We start from the raw sequence: 17,364 nt of genomic DNA on the forward strand, positions 1-17,364 counted from the left end.
CAAGGCGTCGGGAGCACGGGTGGGAATGACGACCGAGCGGATCACCATCAACGGCGGGCGACCGCTGGTGGGCCGGATCGAGCTCAAGGGGGCCAAGAACCTGGTCACCAAGGCGATGGTCGCGGCGCTGCTCGGCGAGACCGCCTCCACCCTCCGCGACGTGCCCGACATCAGCGACGTCCGCGTCGTGAAGGGCCTGCTCGAAGTCCACGGCGTCAAGGTGAAGCAGGGCGCCGAGGTGGGCGAGCTGATCCTCGACCCCTCCAACGTCGAGTCCGCGCACTTCGCCGACATCGACGCGCACGCCGGCTCCAGCCGCATCCCGATCCTCTTCTGCGGCCCGCTGCTGCACCGCCTGGGCGAGGCGTTCATCCCCGACCTCGGCGGCTGCCGCATCGGTGACCGCCCGATCGACTACCACCTCGAGGTCCTCCGCAACTTCGGCGCGGTGATCGAGAAGCTGCCCTCCGGCATCCGGATGTCGGCCCCCGAGGGCCTGCACGGCGCCAAGGTGTCGCTGCCCTACCCGAGCGTCGGAGCGACCGAGCAGGTCCTCCTGACCGCGGTGCGCGCCTCCGGCATCACCGAGCTCTCGGGCGCGGCGATCGAGCCCGAGATCATGGACCTGATCAACATCCTGCAGAAGATGGGCGCCATCATCTCGGTCGACACCGACCGGGTGATCCGCATCGAGGGCGTGGACCGGCTCACCGGCTACTCCCACCGCGCGCTCTTCGACCGCAACGAGGCGGCCTCCTGGGCGGCCGCGGCCCTCGCGACCGACGGCGACATCTTCGTCGGCGGCGCCCGCCAGCAGGAGATGACCACCTTCCTCAACGTCTTCCGCAAGGTCGGCGGCGCGTTCGAGATCGCCGAGGACGGCATCCGCTTCTACCACCCGGGCGGCGAGCTCAAGCCGGTCATCATCGAGACCGACGTGCACCCCGGCTTCATGACCGACTGGCAGCAGCCGCTGGTCGTGGCGCTCACGAAGGCCAAGGGCGTCTCGATCGTGCACGAGACCGTCTACGAGCAGCGCTTCGGCTTCGTCGACGCGCTCGTCGAGATGGGCGCGACCATCCAGATCCACCGCGAGTGCCTCGGCGGGCAGGCCTGCCGCTTCGGGCAGCGAAACTTCATGCACTCGGCCGTGATCTCGGGACCCTCGAAGCTGCACGGCGCCGACATCGTCGTGCCGGATCTGCGCGGCGGCTTCTCGCACCTGATCGCGGCGCTCTCGGCCGAGGGCACCTCGACGGTCTCGAACGTCGGCATCATCAGCCGCGGCTACGAGAACTTCCTCACCAAGCTCGAGCTGCTGGGCGCCGACTTCTCGCTCGACGCGTAGCCGCCCACCGGGACCCCGGTGCCGCTGAGGACGACCGTCCTCAGCGGCCCGGGGTCCTGTCGCGCCCGGGCGCGCCCCACGCGGGCAGTTCCGCGTCCTCCTCCAGGCGTCCCCGGATCCGCTTCTCGAGGAGCGCGAGCGTCGTCTCCGGCGCGGGCCGGAGGCTCAGCGGTCCGGGCGACTCGACCAGGACCAGCGTGAGGCGTCCGCGCCGCGTGCCGGCCAGGACGACCTCGAGGGCCTCGCGCGGACGCAGGCCCACCAGCACCCACCGGCGCTCCAGCCGCGCGATCCGCGCCCAGGGCACGACGACGCCCCAGTCGCCGAAGGAGACGGTCAGTCCCCGGCGGCGCGGCACGACCACCGCGTAGGGCCGCAGCGTCGGCAGCGGGAACCGCGGCTCGACACGACGGGGCCCGCTCCGAGCCGGCCGCGTCCGAGGACCGCGACGCCGCCGGTCGCCTCCGCCTCGACGTGGGCGAGCGGTGCCACCGCCACGCGCCAGAGGGCGTCGACCCCGCCGATCACGAGGGCGACGGCCGCCGAGCCGCCGACGAGGACCGCGAGCGTCAGCAGGAGGCCGTCGCCGAGCGCGGCCGCGTCGCGTCCGGCCTGCGTGGCGAGCAGCACGACTCCCCACACGAGCAGGAGCACCAGGCCGGACTGCGCGATCGGCGAGTCGGCGAGGCGGCCGAGCGCTCGGCCGACGGCGTCCCACGGCGACGGGCGGCGACGCGGACGGGGCGTGCCGGTACCGTACCCGGCGGCCGGGCCGCTCCTCCCACCGCGGGGCCCCGCTGCTCCCGGGCGTGGGGACGCGGCCCCTCCGATGCGGGATGCGAGGATGGGCGGGTGTCTGAGCGAAGCCGTCCGTCCATCTTCTGGTTCCTCGCGGCGGCGGTGATCCCCGTGATGACCGCCTCGGTCGACCTGCGGATCCGGAACGGCGACAGGATCCCGAGCACCGGAGCCTTCGTGTTCGCGCCGAACCACTACAGCGAGATCGACCCGATCATCACGGGCTGGACCCTGTGGCGCGCCGGCCGCGCACCGCGCTTCCTCGCCAAGGCCTCGCTGTTCTCGGTGCCCGTGCTCGGCTCGATCCTGCGCGGCTCCGGGCAGATCCCCGTCGAGCGCTCGGGCTCGGTCCGCGGCAGCGAGCCGCTGAAGACCGCCAAGGCTCTCGTGGACGAGGGCCGCTCGGTCATCATCTACCCCGAGGGCACCCTCACCCGCGACCCCGAGCTCTGGCCGATGCGCGGCAAGACGGGAGCGGTGCGGATGGCGCTGCAGTACGGCCTGCCTGTCGTCCCGGTCGCGCACTGGGGCGCGCAGCAGCTGATGGGCCGCTACTCCAAGCGGATCACCCTCTTCCGCCGCAAGCGCGTCGACGTGATCGTCGGCGACCCCGTCGACCTGTCCGCCTTCCGCGGACGCAGCCTCGACTCCGCCACCCTCAACGAGGCCTCCGCGGTCGTGATGGCGGCGATCACCGCCCTGCTCGAGGAGCTGCGCGGCGAGGCGGCGCCCGAGAAGCGCTGGAACCCCTCCGAGCACAACCAGAAGGGCACGGGTCGCTTTGAGTCCGAGAAGTAGGAAGGCGCCCATCCCCGTGCCCCGCCGCGTCGCCGTCCTCGGCGCCGGCAGCTGGGGCACCACGTTCGCGAAGATCCTCGCCGACGGCGGCTCCGACGTCGTGATGTGGGCGCGCCGCGCCGAGCTGGCCCGCGAGATCACCGAGGCCAAGCGCAACAGCGACTACCTCCCCGGCATCAACCTCCCGCGCAACATCCGGGCCACGCCGCGCATCGAGGAGGCGCTGGAGGGCGCGGACCACGTCTACCTCTCCATCCCGTCGCAGTCGCTGCGGAGCAACCTCGAGGCGATCACGCCGTTCCTCACCGAGCGCACGGTGCTGGTGAGCCTGATGAAGGGCGTCGAGAAGGGCACCGGCCAGCGGATGAGCGAGGTGATCGCGCAGATGCTGCCGGTCTCTCTCGACCGGATCGCCGTCGCCTCCGGGCCAAACCTCGCCCTCGAGATCGCCAAGGAGCAGCCGACCGCGGCGGTCATCGCCTCCGAGAGCCTCGTCACCGCGCAGGAGGTGGCTCTCGCGGCGACCAACCGCTACTTCCGCTCCTACGTCAACACCGACGTGATCGGCACCGAGTTCGGCGGCGTGCTGAAGAACCTCATCGCCGTGGCGATCGGCATCGTCGACGGCGTCGGCTACGGCGAGAACACGAAGGCATCGATCATCACGCGCGGTCTCGCCGAGATGACCGACTTCGCGGTCGCGTACGGCGGACGGGCCGAGACGATGGCCGGACTCGCTGGGCTCGGCGACCTCATCGCGACGTCGAGCTCGTCCCTCTCGCGCAACAACACGGCCGGGCGCCTGCTCGGCCAGGGCTACAGCTTCACCGACGTGGTGAAGTCGATGCAGCAGACGGCGGAGGGGCTCGCCTCCGTCGCGCCGGTCCTCGAGCTGGCGCGCGCCAGGGGAGTCGACATGCCCATCGTCGAGCAGGTGTCGCAGGTGCTCGCCGGTACGCTCGATCCGAAGGACATCGCGCCGCACCTGACCACGGATTCGGACGAGCCACAGGGTGAGAGGAACCTCGATGACCAGCAAGCTCCGCGTGGCCGTTCTGTTCGGGGGGCGCTCCAGCGAGCACTCGATCAGCTGCGCAACGGCGGCCGGGGTGCTGCGGGCGATCGACCGTGACCGCTTCGAGGTGATCCCCGTCGGGATCACCTCCGACGGCGCCTTCGTGCTCGAGGAGGACCGTCCTGAGAAGTTCGCTCTCGATGCCGCGTCGCTGCCCCGCGTCGAGGACGACGGCTCCCGTGTGCGCTGGCCGGAGTCGGCCCTCTCGCGTGAGCTCACCGTGACGACCGAGGACGGCGCGACGCGCTCGCTCGGCGAGGTCGACGTGGTGCTGCCGATCCTGCACGGCCCGTGGGGCGAGGACGGCACCGTCCAGGGGATGCTCGAGCTCGTCGGGCTGCCCTACGTCGGCTCGGGCGTGCTCGCGTCGGCGCTCGGCATGGACAAGCACTTCACCAAGACGGTGCTGCGGGCCGCGGGCCTCGCGGTGGCGCCCTGGTACCTCGTGACCGAGGCGGAGTGGCGCGCGGACCCGGGCGACGCCTCCTCGGCCCTCGACGAGCTGGGCCTGCCCGCGTTCGTGAAGCCGGCGCGGGCCGGCTCGAGCGTGGGCGTCAGCCGGATCGACGAGCGCGAGCAGCTCGAGGCCGCGCTGGAGGAGGCGTTCGCGCACGACTCGCGGGTGCTGATCGAGTCGGGCATCGTCGGCCGCGAGGTAGAGATCGGCGTGCTCGGCGGCCGCCGCGGTGCTCCGGCCCGCGCCTCCGTCGCCGGCGAGGTGGTCGTCACCGGCCGCGGCTTCTACGACTTCGAGGCGAAGTACCTCGGGGCGTCCGGCATCGAGCTGGTCTGCCCGGCCGATCTCACCGACGGCGAGCTCTCCGAGATGCGGTCCCTCGCGATCCGCGCCTTCGACGCGATCGGAGCCGAGGGCCTCGCCCGGGTCGACTTCTTCCTCACCGCCGACGGCTTCGTCGTCAACGAGATCAACACCATGCCCGGCTTCACGCCGGTCTCGATGTTCCCGCGCATGTGGGGCGCGAGCGGCGTGGACTACCCGGACCTGATCAGCGAGCTGCTCGACTCGGCGCTCGACCGCGTCCCGGTCGCCGCCCGATGACGTCGGCGCTCGCGTTCCGCGTCGAGGCGGGCGCGGCCGCGGCGCCCTTCGAGCAGATCCGTGAGCAGATCACCGCTCTGATCGCCGCGGGCGAGCTGCCGGTCGGCACGCGGCTGCCGCCGGTGCGCGCGCTGGCCGAGACGCTGGGCGTCGCCGCGGGGACGGTCGCCCGCTCCTACCGGGAGCTGGAGTCGGCGGGCCTGGTCGAGACGCGCGGCCGGGCGGGCACGGTCGTCGCGGGAGGCGTGGACGCGCTGGAGCGCGAGCTGCAGGCCGCGGCCGCCGTGTTCGCGTCCCGCGCGCGCGAGCTGGGGGCGACCTCCGATGGTGCGCTCACCGCAGCGAGTCGAGCCCTCGGCGTCTGACGCTGAAGCTCAGCCGGTGGGCGTGTCCGTCGGATCGAGGGTGTCGGCGTCCGAGACGTCGGTGCACTCGCGCGTCTGCGGGACGTAGGAGACGGCGTTCGCCAGGTCGAGCGCGGCGGAGGATCCGGACGCGCGGCTCTGGTCGACGGTGATCTCCACCGCGGGATCGCGACCGTAGGTGGTCAGCGTGTAGATGTCCTCGTCCTTCTGCGTCTCGTCGATGATCCAGTCGACTCCGCTGACGTTCACGCAGAGGTCCGTCGTCGGGCCGGGCACCTCGACTCCGCAGTGGAGGATGACGGCGGCCGGGGTGCCCCAGGCGGCGGTGCCCTGAGCGTTCGTCTCGCGCTCGGGCTGCTCCGCGACCACGTCGGGCAGGCGCACCGAGACCTCCGCGCAGCCGGTGCTCGTCGCATCGGCGGCGGGCTCGAGGGCGACGCTGGCCGAGCAGCCCGAGAGCAGCAGGACGGCGGCGGCGGCGAGAAGGGGGGAGCGGAGTCGGCGGGGGGACATCGCCGTCAACGCTAGCGTGTGAACCATGGCAGAGGATCGGAGTCCCACCCTGGCCGAGCTCAGCGAGGGCGAGGTGCTCGCGAGGGTGCTGGCCCGGCTCGGCGGCCCGGGAGCGGAGACCCTGGTCGGGCCCGGCGACGACTGCGCGGTGCTGCGCGCTCCCGACGGCCGCTTCGTGGTGACCACGGACATGATGGTGCACGGCCCCGACTTCCGGCTGGCCTGGTCGCGCCCGGCGGACCTGGGCTGGAAGGCGGCGGCCTCGAACCTCGCCGACGTCGCGGCGATGGGGGCCCGTCCCACCGGGCTCGTCGTCGCGCTCGCGGCACCCCAGTCGCTGGGCGTCGACGTGCTGGAGGGGATCGCGGGCGGCCTCGCCGCCGGCTGCGCCGCGATGGCGCCGGGATGCGGAGTCGTCGGGGGAGACCTGTCCGCCTCCGCGACGCTGACGCTCTCGATCACGGCGTTCGGCTCGCTCGACGGACGACCGCCGGTGCTCCGCAGCGGTGCGAGGCCGGGGGACGTGCTCGCCGTGGCCGGTCCGCTGGGACGAGCGGGGCTCGGGCTGCGCCTGCTGTTCGAGCAGGCGCGGCGGGACGGGGAGCCGTCGGCCGACCTCGCCGCCCGGCTCCGCGAGCGGCATCCGTCCCTCCTCGAGGCGCAGCTGCGCCCGACCGCGCCGATCTCCGCGGGCGAGGCCGCGGGCGGGACCGCCACCGCGATGATGGACGTCTCGGACGGCGTGGTGCTCGACGCCCGTCGGATGGCGCGTGCGAGCGGAGTGGCGATCGACCTCGATGCCGCGGCGGTCGACGTGCACGCGCGCGGGCTCACGGGCGTGGAGGGCGTGGACCTCGACCTGGCGAGGGCGTTGGTGCTGGGAGGCGGCGAGGACCACGCGATGCTCGCGTGCTTCCCGCCCGCCGCGGCGCTGCCGGAGGGCTTCGTCCCGCTCGGGGTCGTCCGCGAGGGGGACCCGGAGGTGCGCCTGGGCGGGGTCGCGCTCGAGGGGCGCGGGGGCTGGGACCCGTACCTCGGCTGGGACGGCGCGGCGGGCTGAGGCCGGTCAGCCGGCCGCGGAGGAAGCGGGCGAGGCGGCCGGCGCGGGCGACGCAGGCGAAGCCCACCAGATGGTGGTCTCGCCGTAGTCCTTCCTCCGCTCCCGGTCCAGACCCGCGGGCCAGCGCGGCTCCGGGCTGCGGGAGCTCCGCTCCACGACGACCACCGCGTCCTCGCGCAGCAGCGGCAGCACGCCGGCGAGATCGGCGGCGAGGTCGTCCTCGCCGAGGTCGTAGGGCGGGTCGAGGAACACCGTGTCCGTGTTGAGGGCCGGGGACCCGTCGAGGAAGGAGCGGACCGAGCCGGTCACCACCTCGATCCGCGGGGCGGGCCGCTTGTTCTTGGCAGCCGCGGTCACGATCGCCCGTGCGTTCTCGCCCGCGGTCCGGGCGGCCTTCGGGTCGCGCTCGACCAGGACGACCGCGCTCGCTCCGCGGCTGGCCGACTCGAGCCCGAGGGCGCCGGAGCCCGCGTAGAGGTCGACCACCGTCGCGCCGTCGAGGGCGTCCCGGGCCTCGAGGGCCGAGAAGACGGCCTCGCGCACGCGGTCGCTGGTGGGGCGGGTGCCCGCGCGCGGGACCCGGAGGGTGAGCGAGCCGGCGAATCCGGCGATGATCCTGGTCACCGGATCGAGCATAGGGCGGCACCCCTGCCCACGGCGTCCGGCGGCCGCCGCGCGCTCCCGCCTGGCGGCACACTGCGAACTCTCGGAACCTGGACCCTTTTCCCGTCAGGACTGCGAGAATCCCTAGCTATGACGTCGCTCGAAGACACCCGCTCCGCTGTCGGCCGCCGAGCGGCTCCCGAGACGCCCCTGACCCGCGAGGAGTTCACGGCGCACTGCGGCGCCGTCCTCGGGAACCTCACCCGCGTGATCGACGGCAAGTCGGCCGAGGTCTCGATGGCGCTGACGGTGTTCCTCGCCGGTGGGCACCTCCTGATGGAGGACGTCCCCGGCACCGGCAAGACGGTCCTGGCGAAGTCGCTGGCGGCCTCGGTCGGCGGCAGCGTCGCGCGCATCCAGTTCACGCCCGACCTGCTCCCCTCCGACGTCACGGGGGTCTCGGTCTACAACCAGGCGACCCGCGACTTCGAGTTCAAGCCGGGCCCGGTCTTCGCGAACATCCTGATCGGCGACGAGATCAACCGGGCCTCGCCCAAGACGCAGTCGGCGCTGCTGGAGTGCATGGAGGAGCGCCAGGTCTCGGTCGACGGCACGACCCACCTCCTCCCGCGCCCCTTCGCCGTGATCGCGACGCAGAACCCGGTCGAGATGGAGGGCACCTACTCGCTGCCCGAGGCCCAGCGCGACCGCTTCATGGCCCGCCTCTCGCTCGGCTACCCCGATGAGCGCGCCGAGCTCGAGATGATCCGCACCCGCGACTCGGCCAGCCCGCTCGAGGAGCTGCGGCCCGTCGTGGGCCTCGCCGAGCTCGAGCGGATGATGGCCTACGTGCGCTCCGTGTACGTCGCACCACCCGTGCAGGAGTACGTGGTGGCGATCATGCAGGCCACGCGGGTCGACCCCGAGCTGCGGCTCGGGGGGAGCCCGCGCGCCACGCTCCAGCTGATCGCCGCCGCGAAGGCTCTCGCCGCCCTCAGCGACCGCGACTTCGTGGTGCCGGACGACGTCGACGCGCTCGCCGTCCCGGTGCTCGGCCACCGCCTCCTGCCCGCCACGCGCCTCCCCGGCCGCTCCGGCGCCGGATCCTCGCACTCGGTCGCCGAGATCGTGCAGCGCATCGTCGCGGCCACCCCCGTCCCCTTCGGCAACCGTGGCGACTGAGGCCCGCGCCGCCGAGACGCCGTCGTCCCGTCTCGGCGGTCTGCCCGCGCTCCGCGGGGTCGCGCTGACGCTGCGCGGCTGGGCGCTCGTTCTGCTGGGCGTCGCGGGAGTGGTGATCGCGCCGCTGACAGAGTTCCGCGAGCTGCTGTTCGTCGGCCTGGTGCTGCTGGGCCTGCCCCTGGGCGCGCTCGTCTCCCTGCTCCTGGCGCCGGCGTCGTTCCGAGTGCAGCGCCGCTTCGCTCCCCAGACCGTCGCGGCCGGCGACGTGGTGGAGGTCGACGTGCTGCTCGAGAACCGCGGCCGCGCCGTCCGCAGCGGGGCGCGCGCCCACGACCGGCTCGAGCGCGTGGAGCGCGGGGTCGTCGTCGGCCGGCCGGTCGCCGAGGGCGTCTTCGGGCTGCCGGGCGTCCCGTCGGGCGGCCGCGTGCGCGCCCGCTACCGTCTGCCCGCCGAGCGGCGCGGGATCCACCGCATCGGCCCGCTGCGCCTGGTGCGCGGCGACGGCCTCGGGCTCGCGCTCCGCGAGAGCGTCGTGGGGGCTGCGCAGCCGTTCGTCGTGACTCCGCGGGTCGTGCCGCTCCAGAGCGACGTCCTGGACGCGCACGGAGCAGGCGGATCGAGCCCGGTCGCGCACGCGACGGCCGGCGCCGGCACGGACGACGTGATCCCGCGCGACTACCGCCCGGGGGACGCCATGCGCCGGGTGCACTGGCGGGCGAGCGCCCGCTCCGGTGGGCTCATGGTCCGCCAGGACGAGCAGAACACCGATCCGCACGCGTGGATCCTCCTCGAGACCCGGGCCGAGCGCGTGCTCGAGCGGCGCGGCGACGACCGGCTCGAGTGGGCGGTGTCGATGACGGCCTCCCTCGCCGTGCACCTGCTCGACCGCGGCTTCGAGACCCACCTCGTCGAGACGGGTGCGGACGGCGAGCCGGAGCACTCGGAGGACGAGCGCGAGGTGGCGCACGACGTGCTGCTGCGCCTGGCCGAGCTGGCGCCCTCGCGCGAGTCGGTCGACGCGGTGACCCGGATCTCGGCCGACATGCGCGACACCGGGGGAGTGCGACCGGTCTTCGCCGTCCTCACCCGACTCCTCGAGTCGGACCTCGACGCCCTCGGCTCCCTGGCCGCGCAGTCGCGCCCCGCGATCGCCTTCGTCGTCGCCGGCACCGCTGAGGAGGAGGCGGCTCTCGCCTCGCTCGGCTGGTACGCGGTGTCCGTCGACCCGAGTGCCTCCGTCGAGGAGGCGTGGGCGCAGGCTCTCGCTCTGCGGGTGGTGGCGTGAGCCGCCGCGTCGAGAGCGATCCGCGCGCCGGGTCGGCTCCTCTGAGCGGTCTGCTCTTCCTCGCGATCACGGCCGCCGCCGCCGGGATCGGGCGGCTCCTCGTCGGCGTCGACTGGCTGGTGCTCCTCGCGAGCGCGGTTGCCGTGGTGCTCGGCGTCCCGGCCGCCGCCCGGGCTCTGCGCGTGCACCCCGTCGTCCCGCCGATCCTCGGCACGCTGACGATGGTCGGCGTGCTGACCGCGATGTTCGTGCCCGGTCGGGCCCTGCTGTTCGTGATCCCCACGCCCGGCGCCGTCGCGCAGGCGGAGGCGCTCGCGCAGGGCGGCTTCCAGTCCATCGCCCAGCAGGGGCTCCCGGCCATCGCCGACGACGGCATCTCGTTCCTCCTGATCGGCGGGGTGGTCGTGCTCGCCTGGGCGGCCGACCTGTTCGCCTTCTCCGTCCGCCTCCCCGCCCTGGCCGGTCTGTTCCCTGCGGCGCTGCTCGCGGTGCCGGCGATCGTGGACCCCTCCGAGGTGTCCTGGGCGAGCCTCGTCGTCACTGCGCTCGCCTACGCGGGCGTGCTCGCCGCCACGGCCGCCCCTCGCCGCCCGAGCGGCCCGAGCGCGGCCGCGGCCGTGCTGCCCGCCTTCGCGGCCGTGACCGTCGTCGTCCTGGGCGCGGGAGTCGTCGCCGGGTCGGCGGCAGGCTACGCGCGCACCACCGCCCCCTCGGGCGTCTCCGGCAGCCTCTTCAACGGCGCGATCGACCCGGTGGTCGCTCTCGGCGCGGACCTGCGCCGCCCGAACCCCGTGACCGTGCTGCGCTACGCCACCGACTCCGACCTGCCCGTCTACCTCCGCGTGCTGACCGTCTCGGACTTCGACGGTGACGACTGGGCGCCGAGCGAGACGGAGCAGACCGCTCCGATCGAGGCGCCGATCGCGCCCGAGGGGCTCTCCGAGAGCGTGCCGCGCGAGGCGGAGGAGGTCGACGTCTCGGTGGAGACGCTGCGGAGCCAGTGGCTCCCCGTGCCGTATCCGGTCTCGTCGCTGACGGGCGTCGGCGACGGCTGGCTCCAGGACGTGCAGGACGGCTCGATCCGCGGCGACGCGACGACCCGCTCCGGAGACGACTACCAGGTGCAGGCGCTGCGGCTCGAGCCCGACCCGCAGCAGCTGCTCGCCGCGCCCGCGCCGTCCGGCGTCGACCGGTACCTCTCGCTCCCCGACGACGTGCCCGAGATCGTCCGCACCACCGCCGAGGAGGTCACGGCGGAGGCTCCGACCGCCTACGACCGGGCGCGCGCGCTGCAGACGTACTTCCGCTCGTCCGAGTTCCGCTACTCCGAGGACACCCCCGCGGAGGAGGGCTACGACGGCGACGGAGTCGGCGTGCTCTCGGCGTTCCTGACGACGAAGGAGGGCTACTGCGTCCACTTCGCCTCGGCGATGGCGGTGATGGCGCGCGAGCTCGGGATCCCGTCGCGGCTCGCCATCGGCTACCAGCCCGGCTCCGTCGTGCCCTCCGGCGGCAGCGACCTGACCACCTACCGCGTCCTCTCCTCCGACCTGCACGCCTGGCCCGAGCTGTACTTCGAGGGAGTCGGCTGGCTGCCCTTCGAGCCGACGCCCAGCCGCGGCGCTCCGGCCTCCTACACCCTGCCGAGCGCGACGGCGTCCTCGGGCCCCACCGCCCCGGGCTCGACCGCGACCACCGCGCCCGGTGCGACCAGCGCTCCCGCCGCGACACCCACTCCGACGGCCGCGTCGGCGACGCCGACCCCCGGTGCCGTCGGCGCCTCGAGCACCACGGCGGCTCCCGCGGCCACGCTCTGGGTGCTGCTCCTGCTGCTCGTGCTCGTCCCCTGGCTGATGCGCGCCGTCCAGCGCGCGCTGCGGCGCCGGTCCGCGCGCTCCGGCTCCGTCGAGGCCGCGTGGGCCGAGCTGCTGGCGACCGCCCGCGACCTGGGCGTCCCCGTGGAGGACACGGAGTCTCCGCGCGCGCAGGAGGCCCGCATGGCTCCCGCCCTCGACCCCGGAGCGGCGGCACGTCTGCAGGGGCTCCGGGAGCGCGTCGAGCGCCGGCGCTACTCGCCGTCCGCGAGCGAGTCGGAGGCGTGGGACGACGCGACCGCCGTGGCCGCCGCGCTCCGCGGCTCCGCGAGTGCCGGTCGTCGGGTGCTCGCGTCGGTCGTGCCCCGCTCGGCGCTGGACCCGGTCGCCCGGCTCGCGCGTCCGAGGTCCGACCTATGATCGCTAGGTGATCCCGGACCCCCTCGACGCCTCGCTCGCGCCGCTGATCGGGCCGCGCACGGCGAGCGCGGTCGAGAAGGCCTTCGGGTACCGCACGGTCGGCGAGCTCCTGGGCCACTACCCGCGCCGTTACGCGAAGCGGGGCGAGCTGACGGCGCTCTCGCGTCTCCCCGTGGGAGAGAGCGTGACGATCGTGGCGGAGGTGCGCGAGGTGCGCGAGCGGCCGATGCGCAACCGGCGCGGCACCCTGCTCGAGGTCGTCATCTCGGACGGCTCGGGCACGCTCTCGCTGACGTTCTTCGGACAGCCCTGGCGCGCGGCGAAGCTCCACCGCGGCGTGCGCGGAATCTTCGCGGGTACGGTCTCGATGTTCCGCGACACCCCGCAGCTCACGCATCCCGACTACCGCCTGTTCGACGACGAGGAGGCCGCCGCGACGGAGACGGGAGGCGGTGAGCTCGCGAAGGACTGGGCCGAGCGGCCGATCCCGATCTACCCGGCGACCAGCGCGATCTCGAGCTGGCAGCTCCAGGCCGCGATCGGCGTGCTGCTGGACGGCTTGCGCGACGTGCCCGACCCGATGCCCGAACAGGTGCGCGCCGGCCGCTCGCTGCTGGGCCTCGGCGAGGCGCTGGAGCTGATCCACCGCCCGCAGCGGGAGGGCGAGGAGGCGCAGGCGCGCGAGACGCTGCGCTTCCACGAGGCGTTCCTCCTGCAGCTCGCCCTGCTCGAGCGCCGGGCCTCGGCGCGCAGCAGCCCCGCGACCGCCCGCGTGCCCGGCCCCGGCGGGCTGCTCGAGCGCTTCGACGCCGCGCTGCCCTTCGCCCTCACCGGCGACCAGACCGCGGTGGGGCACGAGATCGCCGCCGACCTGGCCGCTGAGAGCCCGATGACCCGGCTGGTGCAGGGCGAGGTCGGCTCCGGCAAGACCCTCGTCGCGCTCCGGGCGATGCTCGCCACGGCCGAGAGCGGCGGGCAGGCGGCTCTGCTCGCTCCCACAGAGGTGCTCGCGGGGCAGCACCTCCGCTCGATTGCGAGGACCCTCGGCCCGGAGCTCGCGGCCGAGCTGGTGCCGACCCTCCTCACCGGCGGGCTGGGGGCGGCGCAGCGCCGTGCGGCCCTCCTCCGGATCGTCTCGGGCACGGCGAAGATCGTCGTCGGCACGCACGCCCTCCTCGGCGACGCGGTCTCCTTCTACGACCTGGGCCTCGTCGTGATCGACGAGCAGCACCGCTTCGGCGTGGACCAGCGGGACGCTCTGCGCCGGAAGGGCGCCACCCCGCCGCACGTGCTGGTGCTGACGGCCACGCCCATCCCGCGGACCGTCGCCATGACGGTCTTCGGCGATCTCGACACCTCGACCATCCGCGAGCTGCCCGCCGGGCGCCCCGGCATCACGAGCCACGTGGTCCCGCTCGCCGACCACCCCGCGTGGATCGCGCGGGCCTGGGAGCGCGCCGAGGAGGAGATCCGCTCGGGCCACCAGGTCTACCTCGTCTGCCCGGCGATCGAGCCGGGGGAGCCCGCCGAGGGCGCGCAGCCGCCCGAGGAGGACGCCGCCGCGCCGCTCACGACCGTCGCGGCCACGCTGGAGGGCGTGGGCGCTCATCCGCTGCTCGGGAAGCGGCGGTCGGCCGCGCTGCACGGGCGGATGACGACGGAGGAGAAGGACGCCGTGATGCGCTCCTTCGCCGCGGGGGAGATCGACGTCCTGGTGTCGACGACGGTCATCGAGGTCGGCGTGGACGTGCCGAACGCCTCGATGATGGTCGTGCTCGACGCGGAGCGGTTCGGAGTGTCGCAGCTGCACCAGCTCCGCGGGCGCATCGGGCGCGGCGGCGTCGCGGGGGTGTGCCTGTTCGTGACGGCGGCGGAGGCGGGGACGGTCGCGCGCGAGCGGGTGGAGGCGGTCGCCGCGACGCTCGACGGCTTCGCGCTCGCCGAGGTCGACCTGGAGCTGCGCCGCGAGGGCGACGTGCTGGGCGACTCGCAGTCCGGCGGGCGCTCGTCGCTCCGCCTGCTGCGGGTGGTGCAGGACGCCGACGTGATCGTGGAGGCGCGGGCGCTGGCCGAGCGGCTCCTCGCGGAGGACCCGTCGCTCGCCGCGCACGACCGGCTCCGTGCCGCGCTCGAGCGCCGCGTGCAGGACCGCGACCGGGAGTTCCTCGCCAAGAGCTAGGCGGTGCCCGCCCGCTACTCTGTCGGCATGGCCCGCATCGCCGTCGTCCCCGGCTCCTTCGACCCCGTGACCCTCGGTCATCTCGACGTGATCGAGCGGGCCGCGCGCCTCGTCGACGAGCTGCACGTCGTGGTGGTGCACAACCCCGCCAAGACGGCGCTGCTGCCGATCGCCCAGCGCGTCTCGCTCATCGAGCAGTCGATCGCGGAGGCGGGGGTCGAGGGGCGGATCGTCGTCGCCTCGTGGAGCATGGGCCTGCTCGTCGACTACTGCACCGACGTCGGCGCGAGCATCCTGGTGAAGGGCATCCGCTCGCAGGTCGACGTGGCGTACGAGACCCCCATGGCGATCGTGAACCGCAACCTCGCGCACGTCGAGACGGTGTTCCTCCTGCCCGATCCCGCGCACGCCCATGTGTCGAGCTCGCTGGTGCGGCAGGTCTCCTCCCTCGGCGGCGACGTCGCCCCCTACGTGCCGCCCGCGGTCGCCGCGTACCTCGCCGCCGGCTGAGGCGCCGCCGATCGTCCACCCGGGCGATCCCGGGCCGTGGACCCGTGCGCCCGCGGCAGCCGGGAGAATGGACCGGTGAGCGAGACGCGCGTGCAGGCCTGGGCCCTCGACGGCATCCCGGAGGTGACTCCCGGTGACGACCTGCTCGAGCTGATCCTCGCGGCCGTCGCCGCCGCCGCCGAGGAGGACCGGCCCGCGGACGGCGACATCCTTGTCGTCACGAGCAAGATCGTCTCGAAGGCGGAGGGGCGCGTCGTCGCCGCGGCCGACCGCGAGGACGCGATCACGGCCGAGACCGTCCGCGTCGTCGCCACCCGGGCGCACGGCTCCGGCGTCACCCGCATCGTGGAGAACCGCCTCGGGATCGTGCAGGCGGCGGCCGGAGTCGATGCCAGCAACGTCGCGGAGGGGACGGTCCTCCTCCTCCCCGTCGACCCGGACGCCTCGGCGCGGGCCCTCTGCGCGGGCCTCCGGGAGCGGCTCGGCGTGCAGGTGGGCGTGCTCGTCAGCGACACCCTGGGCCGCGCCTGGCGCGTCGGACAGACCGACGCGGCCATCGGAGCCGCGGGAGTCCTCGTGATCGACGACCTCCGCGGCGGGGTCGACGCCCTGGGGCGCACGCTCGGAGTGACCATGCCGGCCGTGGCGGACGAGATCGCCGCACTCGGCGACCTGGTGAAGGGCAAGGCGAGCGGTCGCCCCGTCGCCGTCGTCCGCGGGCTCGCCCGCCTGGTGACGGGGGTCGAGAGCCCGGGCGCCCGCACGCTGACCCGCACGGGCCCCGACGACATGTTCCGCCTCGGCGCCGACGAGGCCTTCGCCGAGGGCTTCGCGGCCGGAGCAGCCTCGCGCGAGGAGCGCGCGTGACCGGCTGGAGCGCGGTCGTCGTGTTCAAGGGCCGCGGCGGCTCGAAGACGCGCCTCGACGTGCCGGGCCGCGCGGCGCTGGCCGAGGCGTTCCTCCTGGACACACTCGCCGCCGTGGCCGCCGCGGAGCCGGTGGCGAGCCTTCTCCTGGTCACCTCCGACGCCGGTGCGGCCGACCGCGCACGGGCGGAGCACCCGCAGCTGGTGGTGGTGCCCGACCCGGGGACCCTCGACGCCGCCGTGTCCGGGGGAGCCGAGGCCGCCCTCCACCGCCGGCCGGGCGCCCCGGTCATCGTGCTGACCGGGGACCTGCCCGCCCTGCTGCCGTCGGACCTCTCCGAGGCGCTCGCGACGCGGTCGCTCCCGGCCGTCGTCCCGGACCGCGAGGGGAGCGGCACCACGGCGCTCCTGCTGGCGGCCGGGGCCCTCGTCGCTCCGGCGTTCGGCCCGGGCTCTCTGGCCCGGCACCGCGACGCGGGCTGCGCCGTCGTCGTGCTGCCAGGCTCGTCGACGCTGAGGCTGGACGTCGACACGCTCGCCGATCTCGGAGACGCGGAGGAGGCCGGCGTCGGCCCGCACACCTCCCGCGCGCTGGCCGCAGCGGCCTGACGCGCAGGGAGTCCGAGCCGCGGACGCGATCAGCCGGCGAGCAGCCCCGCCTCGAACGCCGCCGTCAGACCCGCGTCGATCGCGAGCGGTGCGCCGTCGACCGAGCGGACGGGGATCGCCCGCCGGGTGCTCGACACCAGCCACGCCGCATCGGCACCGGTGAGCGCCGAGACCGGCAGCTCGCGGCGCGACGACGCGAGCCCGCGGCGCTCGCCCAGCGCGAGGACCCGCTCGACCGTCGTGCCGGCGAGCACGCTGTCCGAGAGCGGCGTCGCGAGCACCCCGTCGCCGAGGAGCACCAGGCTCGACGTCGCCCCCTCGAGGAGAAGCCCGTCGCTCGTGCGCCAGACCACGTCGTCCGCGCCCCGGGACGCCGCCTCGCGCAGCGCCGCCCGGGTGACGGCGCCCGAGGTGGTCTTGACGCCCGGGAGCAGCCACGGCGCGAGCGGACCGCTCGCGTACCCGCGGTCCAGCACGACGACGGCCGCGCCCTTCTCCCGGAGCGCGCTCGAGTCGGGAGTCGGAGCCGCGCGCACGGTGCACCGGGCGGAGTCGCTCGAGCCGTGGGCGGCGATGAAGCGGACCGTCAGGTCGTCGACCCGGTCGTGCTCCGCCACGGCGAGGTCGACCGCTCGGGACCAGAGGGGCGCCTCCGGGATCGTCAGCCCGACGGCCCGGGCCGATCCGGCCAGCCGCGCGAGGTGCTCGCCGAGCGCGCGGGGACGTCCGTCGAGGACCGCGACGGTCTCGAAGACCCCGTCGCCGCGGAGGTAGCCCGCCTCGTCGACGCGGACGAGCGGACCCTCCGGGTCGCGGAGGACGACGGCGCCGGAGGTGATCTCGACCAGGACGGGGGTGCTCATCCGCCCATCCTGCCCC

Annotated in this window: 18 protein-coding genes; 13 read left to right on the forward strand and 5 right to left on the reverse strand. The window is 74.6% G+C overall.

Annotated elements, in window-relative coordinates:
- The first annotated feature begins 25 nt into the window (after positions 1-25).
- Positions 26-1,348, forward strand: a complete 1,323-nt coding sequence (gene murA, locus C5C35_RS03070; protein ID WP_181027099.1) for a UDP-N-acetylglucosamine 1-carboxyvinyltransferase — start codon at positions 26-28, stop codon at positions 1,346-1,348.
- A gap of 40 nt (positions 1,349-1,388) precedes the next feature.
- Here the strand turns inward: murA and C5C35_RS03075 are convergent, their stop codons facing one another.
- Together C5C35_RS03075 and C5C35_RS03080 are read right to left on the reverse strand one after the other, a co-directional pair.
- The gene (locus C5C35_RS03075; RefSeq protein ID WP_146084558.1) at positions 1,389-1,706 is read right to left on the reverse strand and encodes a hypothetical protein; all 318 of its coding nucleotides are present in this window, start codon (positions 1,704-1,706) and stop codon (positions 1,389-1,391) included.
- The gene (locus tag C5C35_RS03080) at positions 1,685-2,002 is read right to left on the reverse strand and encodes a hypothetical protein (RefSeq protein WP_104223092.1); all 318 of its coding nucleotides are present in this window, start codon (positions 2,000-2,002) and stop codon (positions 1,685-1,687) included. Before C5C35_RS03080 ends, C5C35_RS03075 begins: the two co-directional genes overlap by 22 nt.
- Before the next feature lie 258 nt (positions 2,003-2,260).
- On the opposite strand from C5C35_RS03080, the gene C5C35_RS03085 reads away from it, so the two are divergent.
- From C5C35_RS03085 to C5C35_RS03100, 4 genes are read left to right on the forward strand one after another with little or no spacing between them, the layout of a single operon-like run.
- Positions 2,261-2,944, forward strand: a complete 684-nt coding sequence (locus C5C35_RS03085) for a 1-acyl-sn-glycerol-3-phosphate acyltransferase (protein ID WP_104262547.1) — start codon at positions 2,261-2,263, stop codon at positions 2,942-2,944.
- Between the two features lie 16 nt (positions 2,945-2,960).
- On the forward strand, positions 2,961-4,076 hold the full coding sequence (locus C5C35_RS03090) for an NAD(P)H-dependent glycerol-3-phosphate dehydrogenase (RefSeq protein ID WP_181027083.1): 1,116 nt from the start codon (positions 2,961-2,963) through the stop codon (positions 4,074-4,076).
- On the forward strand, positions 3,973-5,079 hold the full coding sequence (locus C5C35_RS03095) for a D-alanine--D-alanine ligase family protein (RefSeq protein WP_104223094.1): 1,107 nt from the start codon (positions 3,973-3,975) through the stop codon (positions 5,077-5,079). Before C5C35_RS03090 ends, C5C35_RS03095 begins: the two co-directional genes overlap by 104 nt.
- Positions 5,076-5,444 (forward strand): GntR family transcriptional regulator, encoded by a 369-nt coding sequence (locus tag C5C35_RS03100; protein WP_104262529.1) that lies wholly within the window; start codon positions 5,076-5,078, stop codon positions 5,442-5,444. The genes C5C35_RS03095 and C5C35_RS03100 overlap by 4 nt, the downstream gene beginning before the upstream one ends.
- Positions 5,445-5,453: 9 nt before the next feature.
- On the opposite strand, the gene C5C35_RS03105 is transcribed toward C5C35_RS03100, so the two are convergent.
- On the reverse strand, positions 5,454-5,957 hold the full coding sequence (locus C5C35_RS03105) for a DUF3515 family protein (protein WP_104223096.1): 504 nt from the start codon (positions 5,955-5,957) through the stop codon (positions 5,454-5,456).
- A gap of 25 nt (positions 5,958-5,982) precedes the next feature.
- Between C5C35_RS03105 and thiL the strand changes: the two genes are divergently transcribed.
- Positions 5,983-7,017, forward strand: coding sequence for a thiamine-phosphate kinase (gene thiL, locus C5C35_RS03110; RefSeq protein WP_104225623.1), 1,035 nt, complete (start codon positions 5,983-5,985; stop codon positions 7,015-7,017).
- Positions 7,018-7,023: 6 nt separating this feature from the next.
- Here the strand turns inward: thiL and C5C35_RS03115 are convergent, their stop codons facing one another.
- The gene (locus C5C35_RS03115) at positions 7,024-7,641 is read right to left on the reverse strand and encodes an RsmD family RNA methyltransferase (protein WP_104262548.1); all 618 of its coding nucleotides are present in this window, start codon (positions 7,639-7,641) and stop codon (positions 7,024-7,026) included.
- Positions 7,642-7,770: 129 nt separating this feature from the next.
- Between C5C35_RS03115 and C5C35_RS03120 the strand changes: the two genes are divergently transcribed.
- The 7 genes from C5C35_RS03120 to cofC all read left to right on the forward strand — a co-directional run bounded on the left by C5C35_RS03120 (position 7,771) and on the right by cofC (position 16,485).
- A complete protein-coding gene (locus tag C5C35_RS03120; RefSeq protein ID WP_104262530.1) occupies positions 7,771-8,802 on the forward strand; it encodes a MoxR family ATPase in 1,032 nt (343 codons plus the stop codon).
- A complete protein-coding gene (locus tag C5C35_RS03125) occupies positions 8,792-10,087 on the forward strand; it encodes a DUF58 domain-containing protein (RefSeq protein ID WP_104262531.1) in 1,296 nt (431 codons plus the stop codon). The genes C5C35_RS03120 and C5C35_RS03125 overlap by 11 nt, the downstream gene beginning before the upstream one ends.
- A complete protein-coding gene (locus tag C5C35_RS03130) occupies positions 10,084-12,321 on the forward strand; it encodes a DUF3488 and transglutaminase-like domain-containing protein (RefSeq protein WP_104223100.1) in 2,238 nt (745 codons plus the stop codon). Before C5C35_RS03125 ends, C5C35_RS03130 begins: the two co-directional genes overlap by 4 nt.
- A gap of 7 nt (positions 12,322-12,328) precedes the next feature.
- On the forward strand, positions 12,329-14,500 hold the full coding sequence (locus C5C35_RS03135; protein ID WP_374953111.1) for an ATP-dependent DNA helicase RecG: 2,172 nt from the start codon (positions 12,329-12,331) through the stop codon (positions 14,498-14,500).
- A 27-nt stretch (positions 14,501-14,527) separates the two neighbouring features.
- A complete protein-coding gene (gene coaD / locus C5C35_RS03140) occupies positions 14,528-15,010 on the forward strand; it encodes a pantetheine-phosphate adenylyltransferase (RefSeq protein ID WP_104223138.1) in 483 nt (160 codons plus the stop codon).
- A 75-nt stretch (positions 15,011-15,085) separates the two neighbouring features.
- A complete protein-coding gene (locus C5C35_RS03145; RefSeq protein ID WP_258066307.1) occupies positions 15,086-15,877 on the forward strand; it encodes a coenzyme F420-0:L-glutamate ligase in 792 nt (263 codons plus the stop codon).
- Positions 15,874-16,485: a 2-phospho-L-lactate guanylyltransferase gene (gene cofC / locus C5C35_RS03150; RefSeq protein WP_104225626.1), complete on the forward strand. Its 612-nt coding sequence runs from the start codon at positions 15,874-15,876 to the stop codon at positions 16,483-16,485. The genes C5C35_RS03145 and cofC overlap by 4 nt, the downstream gene beginning before the upstream one ends.
- 29 nt (positions 16,486-16,514) lie before the next feature.
- On the opposite strand, the gene C5C35_RS03155 is transcribed toward cofC, so the two are convergent.
- Positions 16,515-17,348 carry an aminotransferase class IV gene (locus tag C5C35_RS03155; protein WP_104262532.1) on the reverse strand — a complete coding sequence of 278 codons (834 nt, stop codon included), beginning with the start codon at positions 17,346-17,348 and terminating at the stop codon, positions 16,515-16,517.
- Positions 17,349-17,364: the final 16 nt, after the last annotated feature.

It is taken from the genome of Rathayibacter sp. AY1F8, from assembly GCF_002932165.1.
Taxonomy (GTDB): domain Bacteria; phylum Actinomycetota; class Actinomycetes; order Actinomycetales; family Microbacteriaceae; genus Rathayibacter.

Coding starts and splice junctions, on each gene's coding strand:
- thiL (WP_104225623.1), top strand. CDS start 5,983: ATGGCAGAGGATCGGAGTCCCACCCTGGCCGAGCTCAGCGAGGGCGAG.
- C5C35_RS03100 (WP_104262529.1), top strand. CDS start 5,076: ATGACGTCGGCGCTCGCGTTCCGCGTCGAGGCGGGCGCGGCCGCGGCG.
- murA (WP_181027099.1), top strand. CDS start 26: ATGACGACCGAGCGGATCACCATCAACGGCGGGCGACCGCTGGTGGGC.
- C5C35_RS03105 (WP_104223096.1), bottom strand. CDS start 5,957: ATGTCCCCCCGCCGACTCCGCTCCCCCCTTCTCGCCGCCGCCGCCGTC.
- C5C35_RS03085 (WP_104262547.1), top strand. CDS start 2,261: ATGACCGCCTCGGTCGACCTGCGGATCCGGAACGGCGACAGGATCCCG.
- C5C35_RS03155 (WP_104262532.1), bottom strand. CDS start 17,348: ATGAGCACCCCCGTCCTGGTCGAGATCACCTCCGGCGCCGTCGTCCTC.
- C5C35_RS03095 (WP_104223094.1), top strand. CDS start 3,973: ATGACCAGCAAGCTCCGCGTGGCCGTTCTGTTCGGGGGGCGCTCCAGC.
- coaD (WP_104223138.1), top strand. CDS start 14,528: ATGGCCCGCATCGCCGTCGTCCCCGGCTCCTTCGACCCCGTGACCCTC.
- C5C35_RS03120 (WP_104262530.1), top strand. CDS start 7,771: ATGACGTCGCTCGAAGACACCCGCTCCGCTGTCGGCCGCCGAGCGGCT.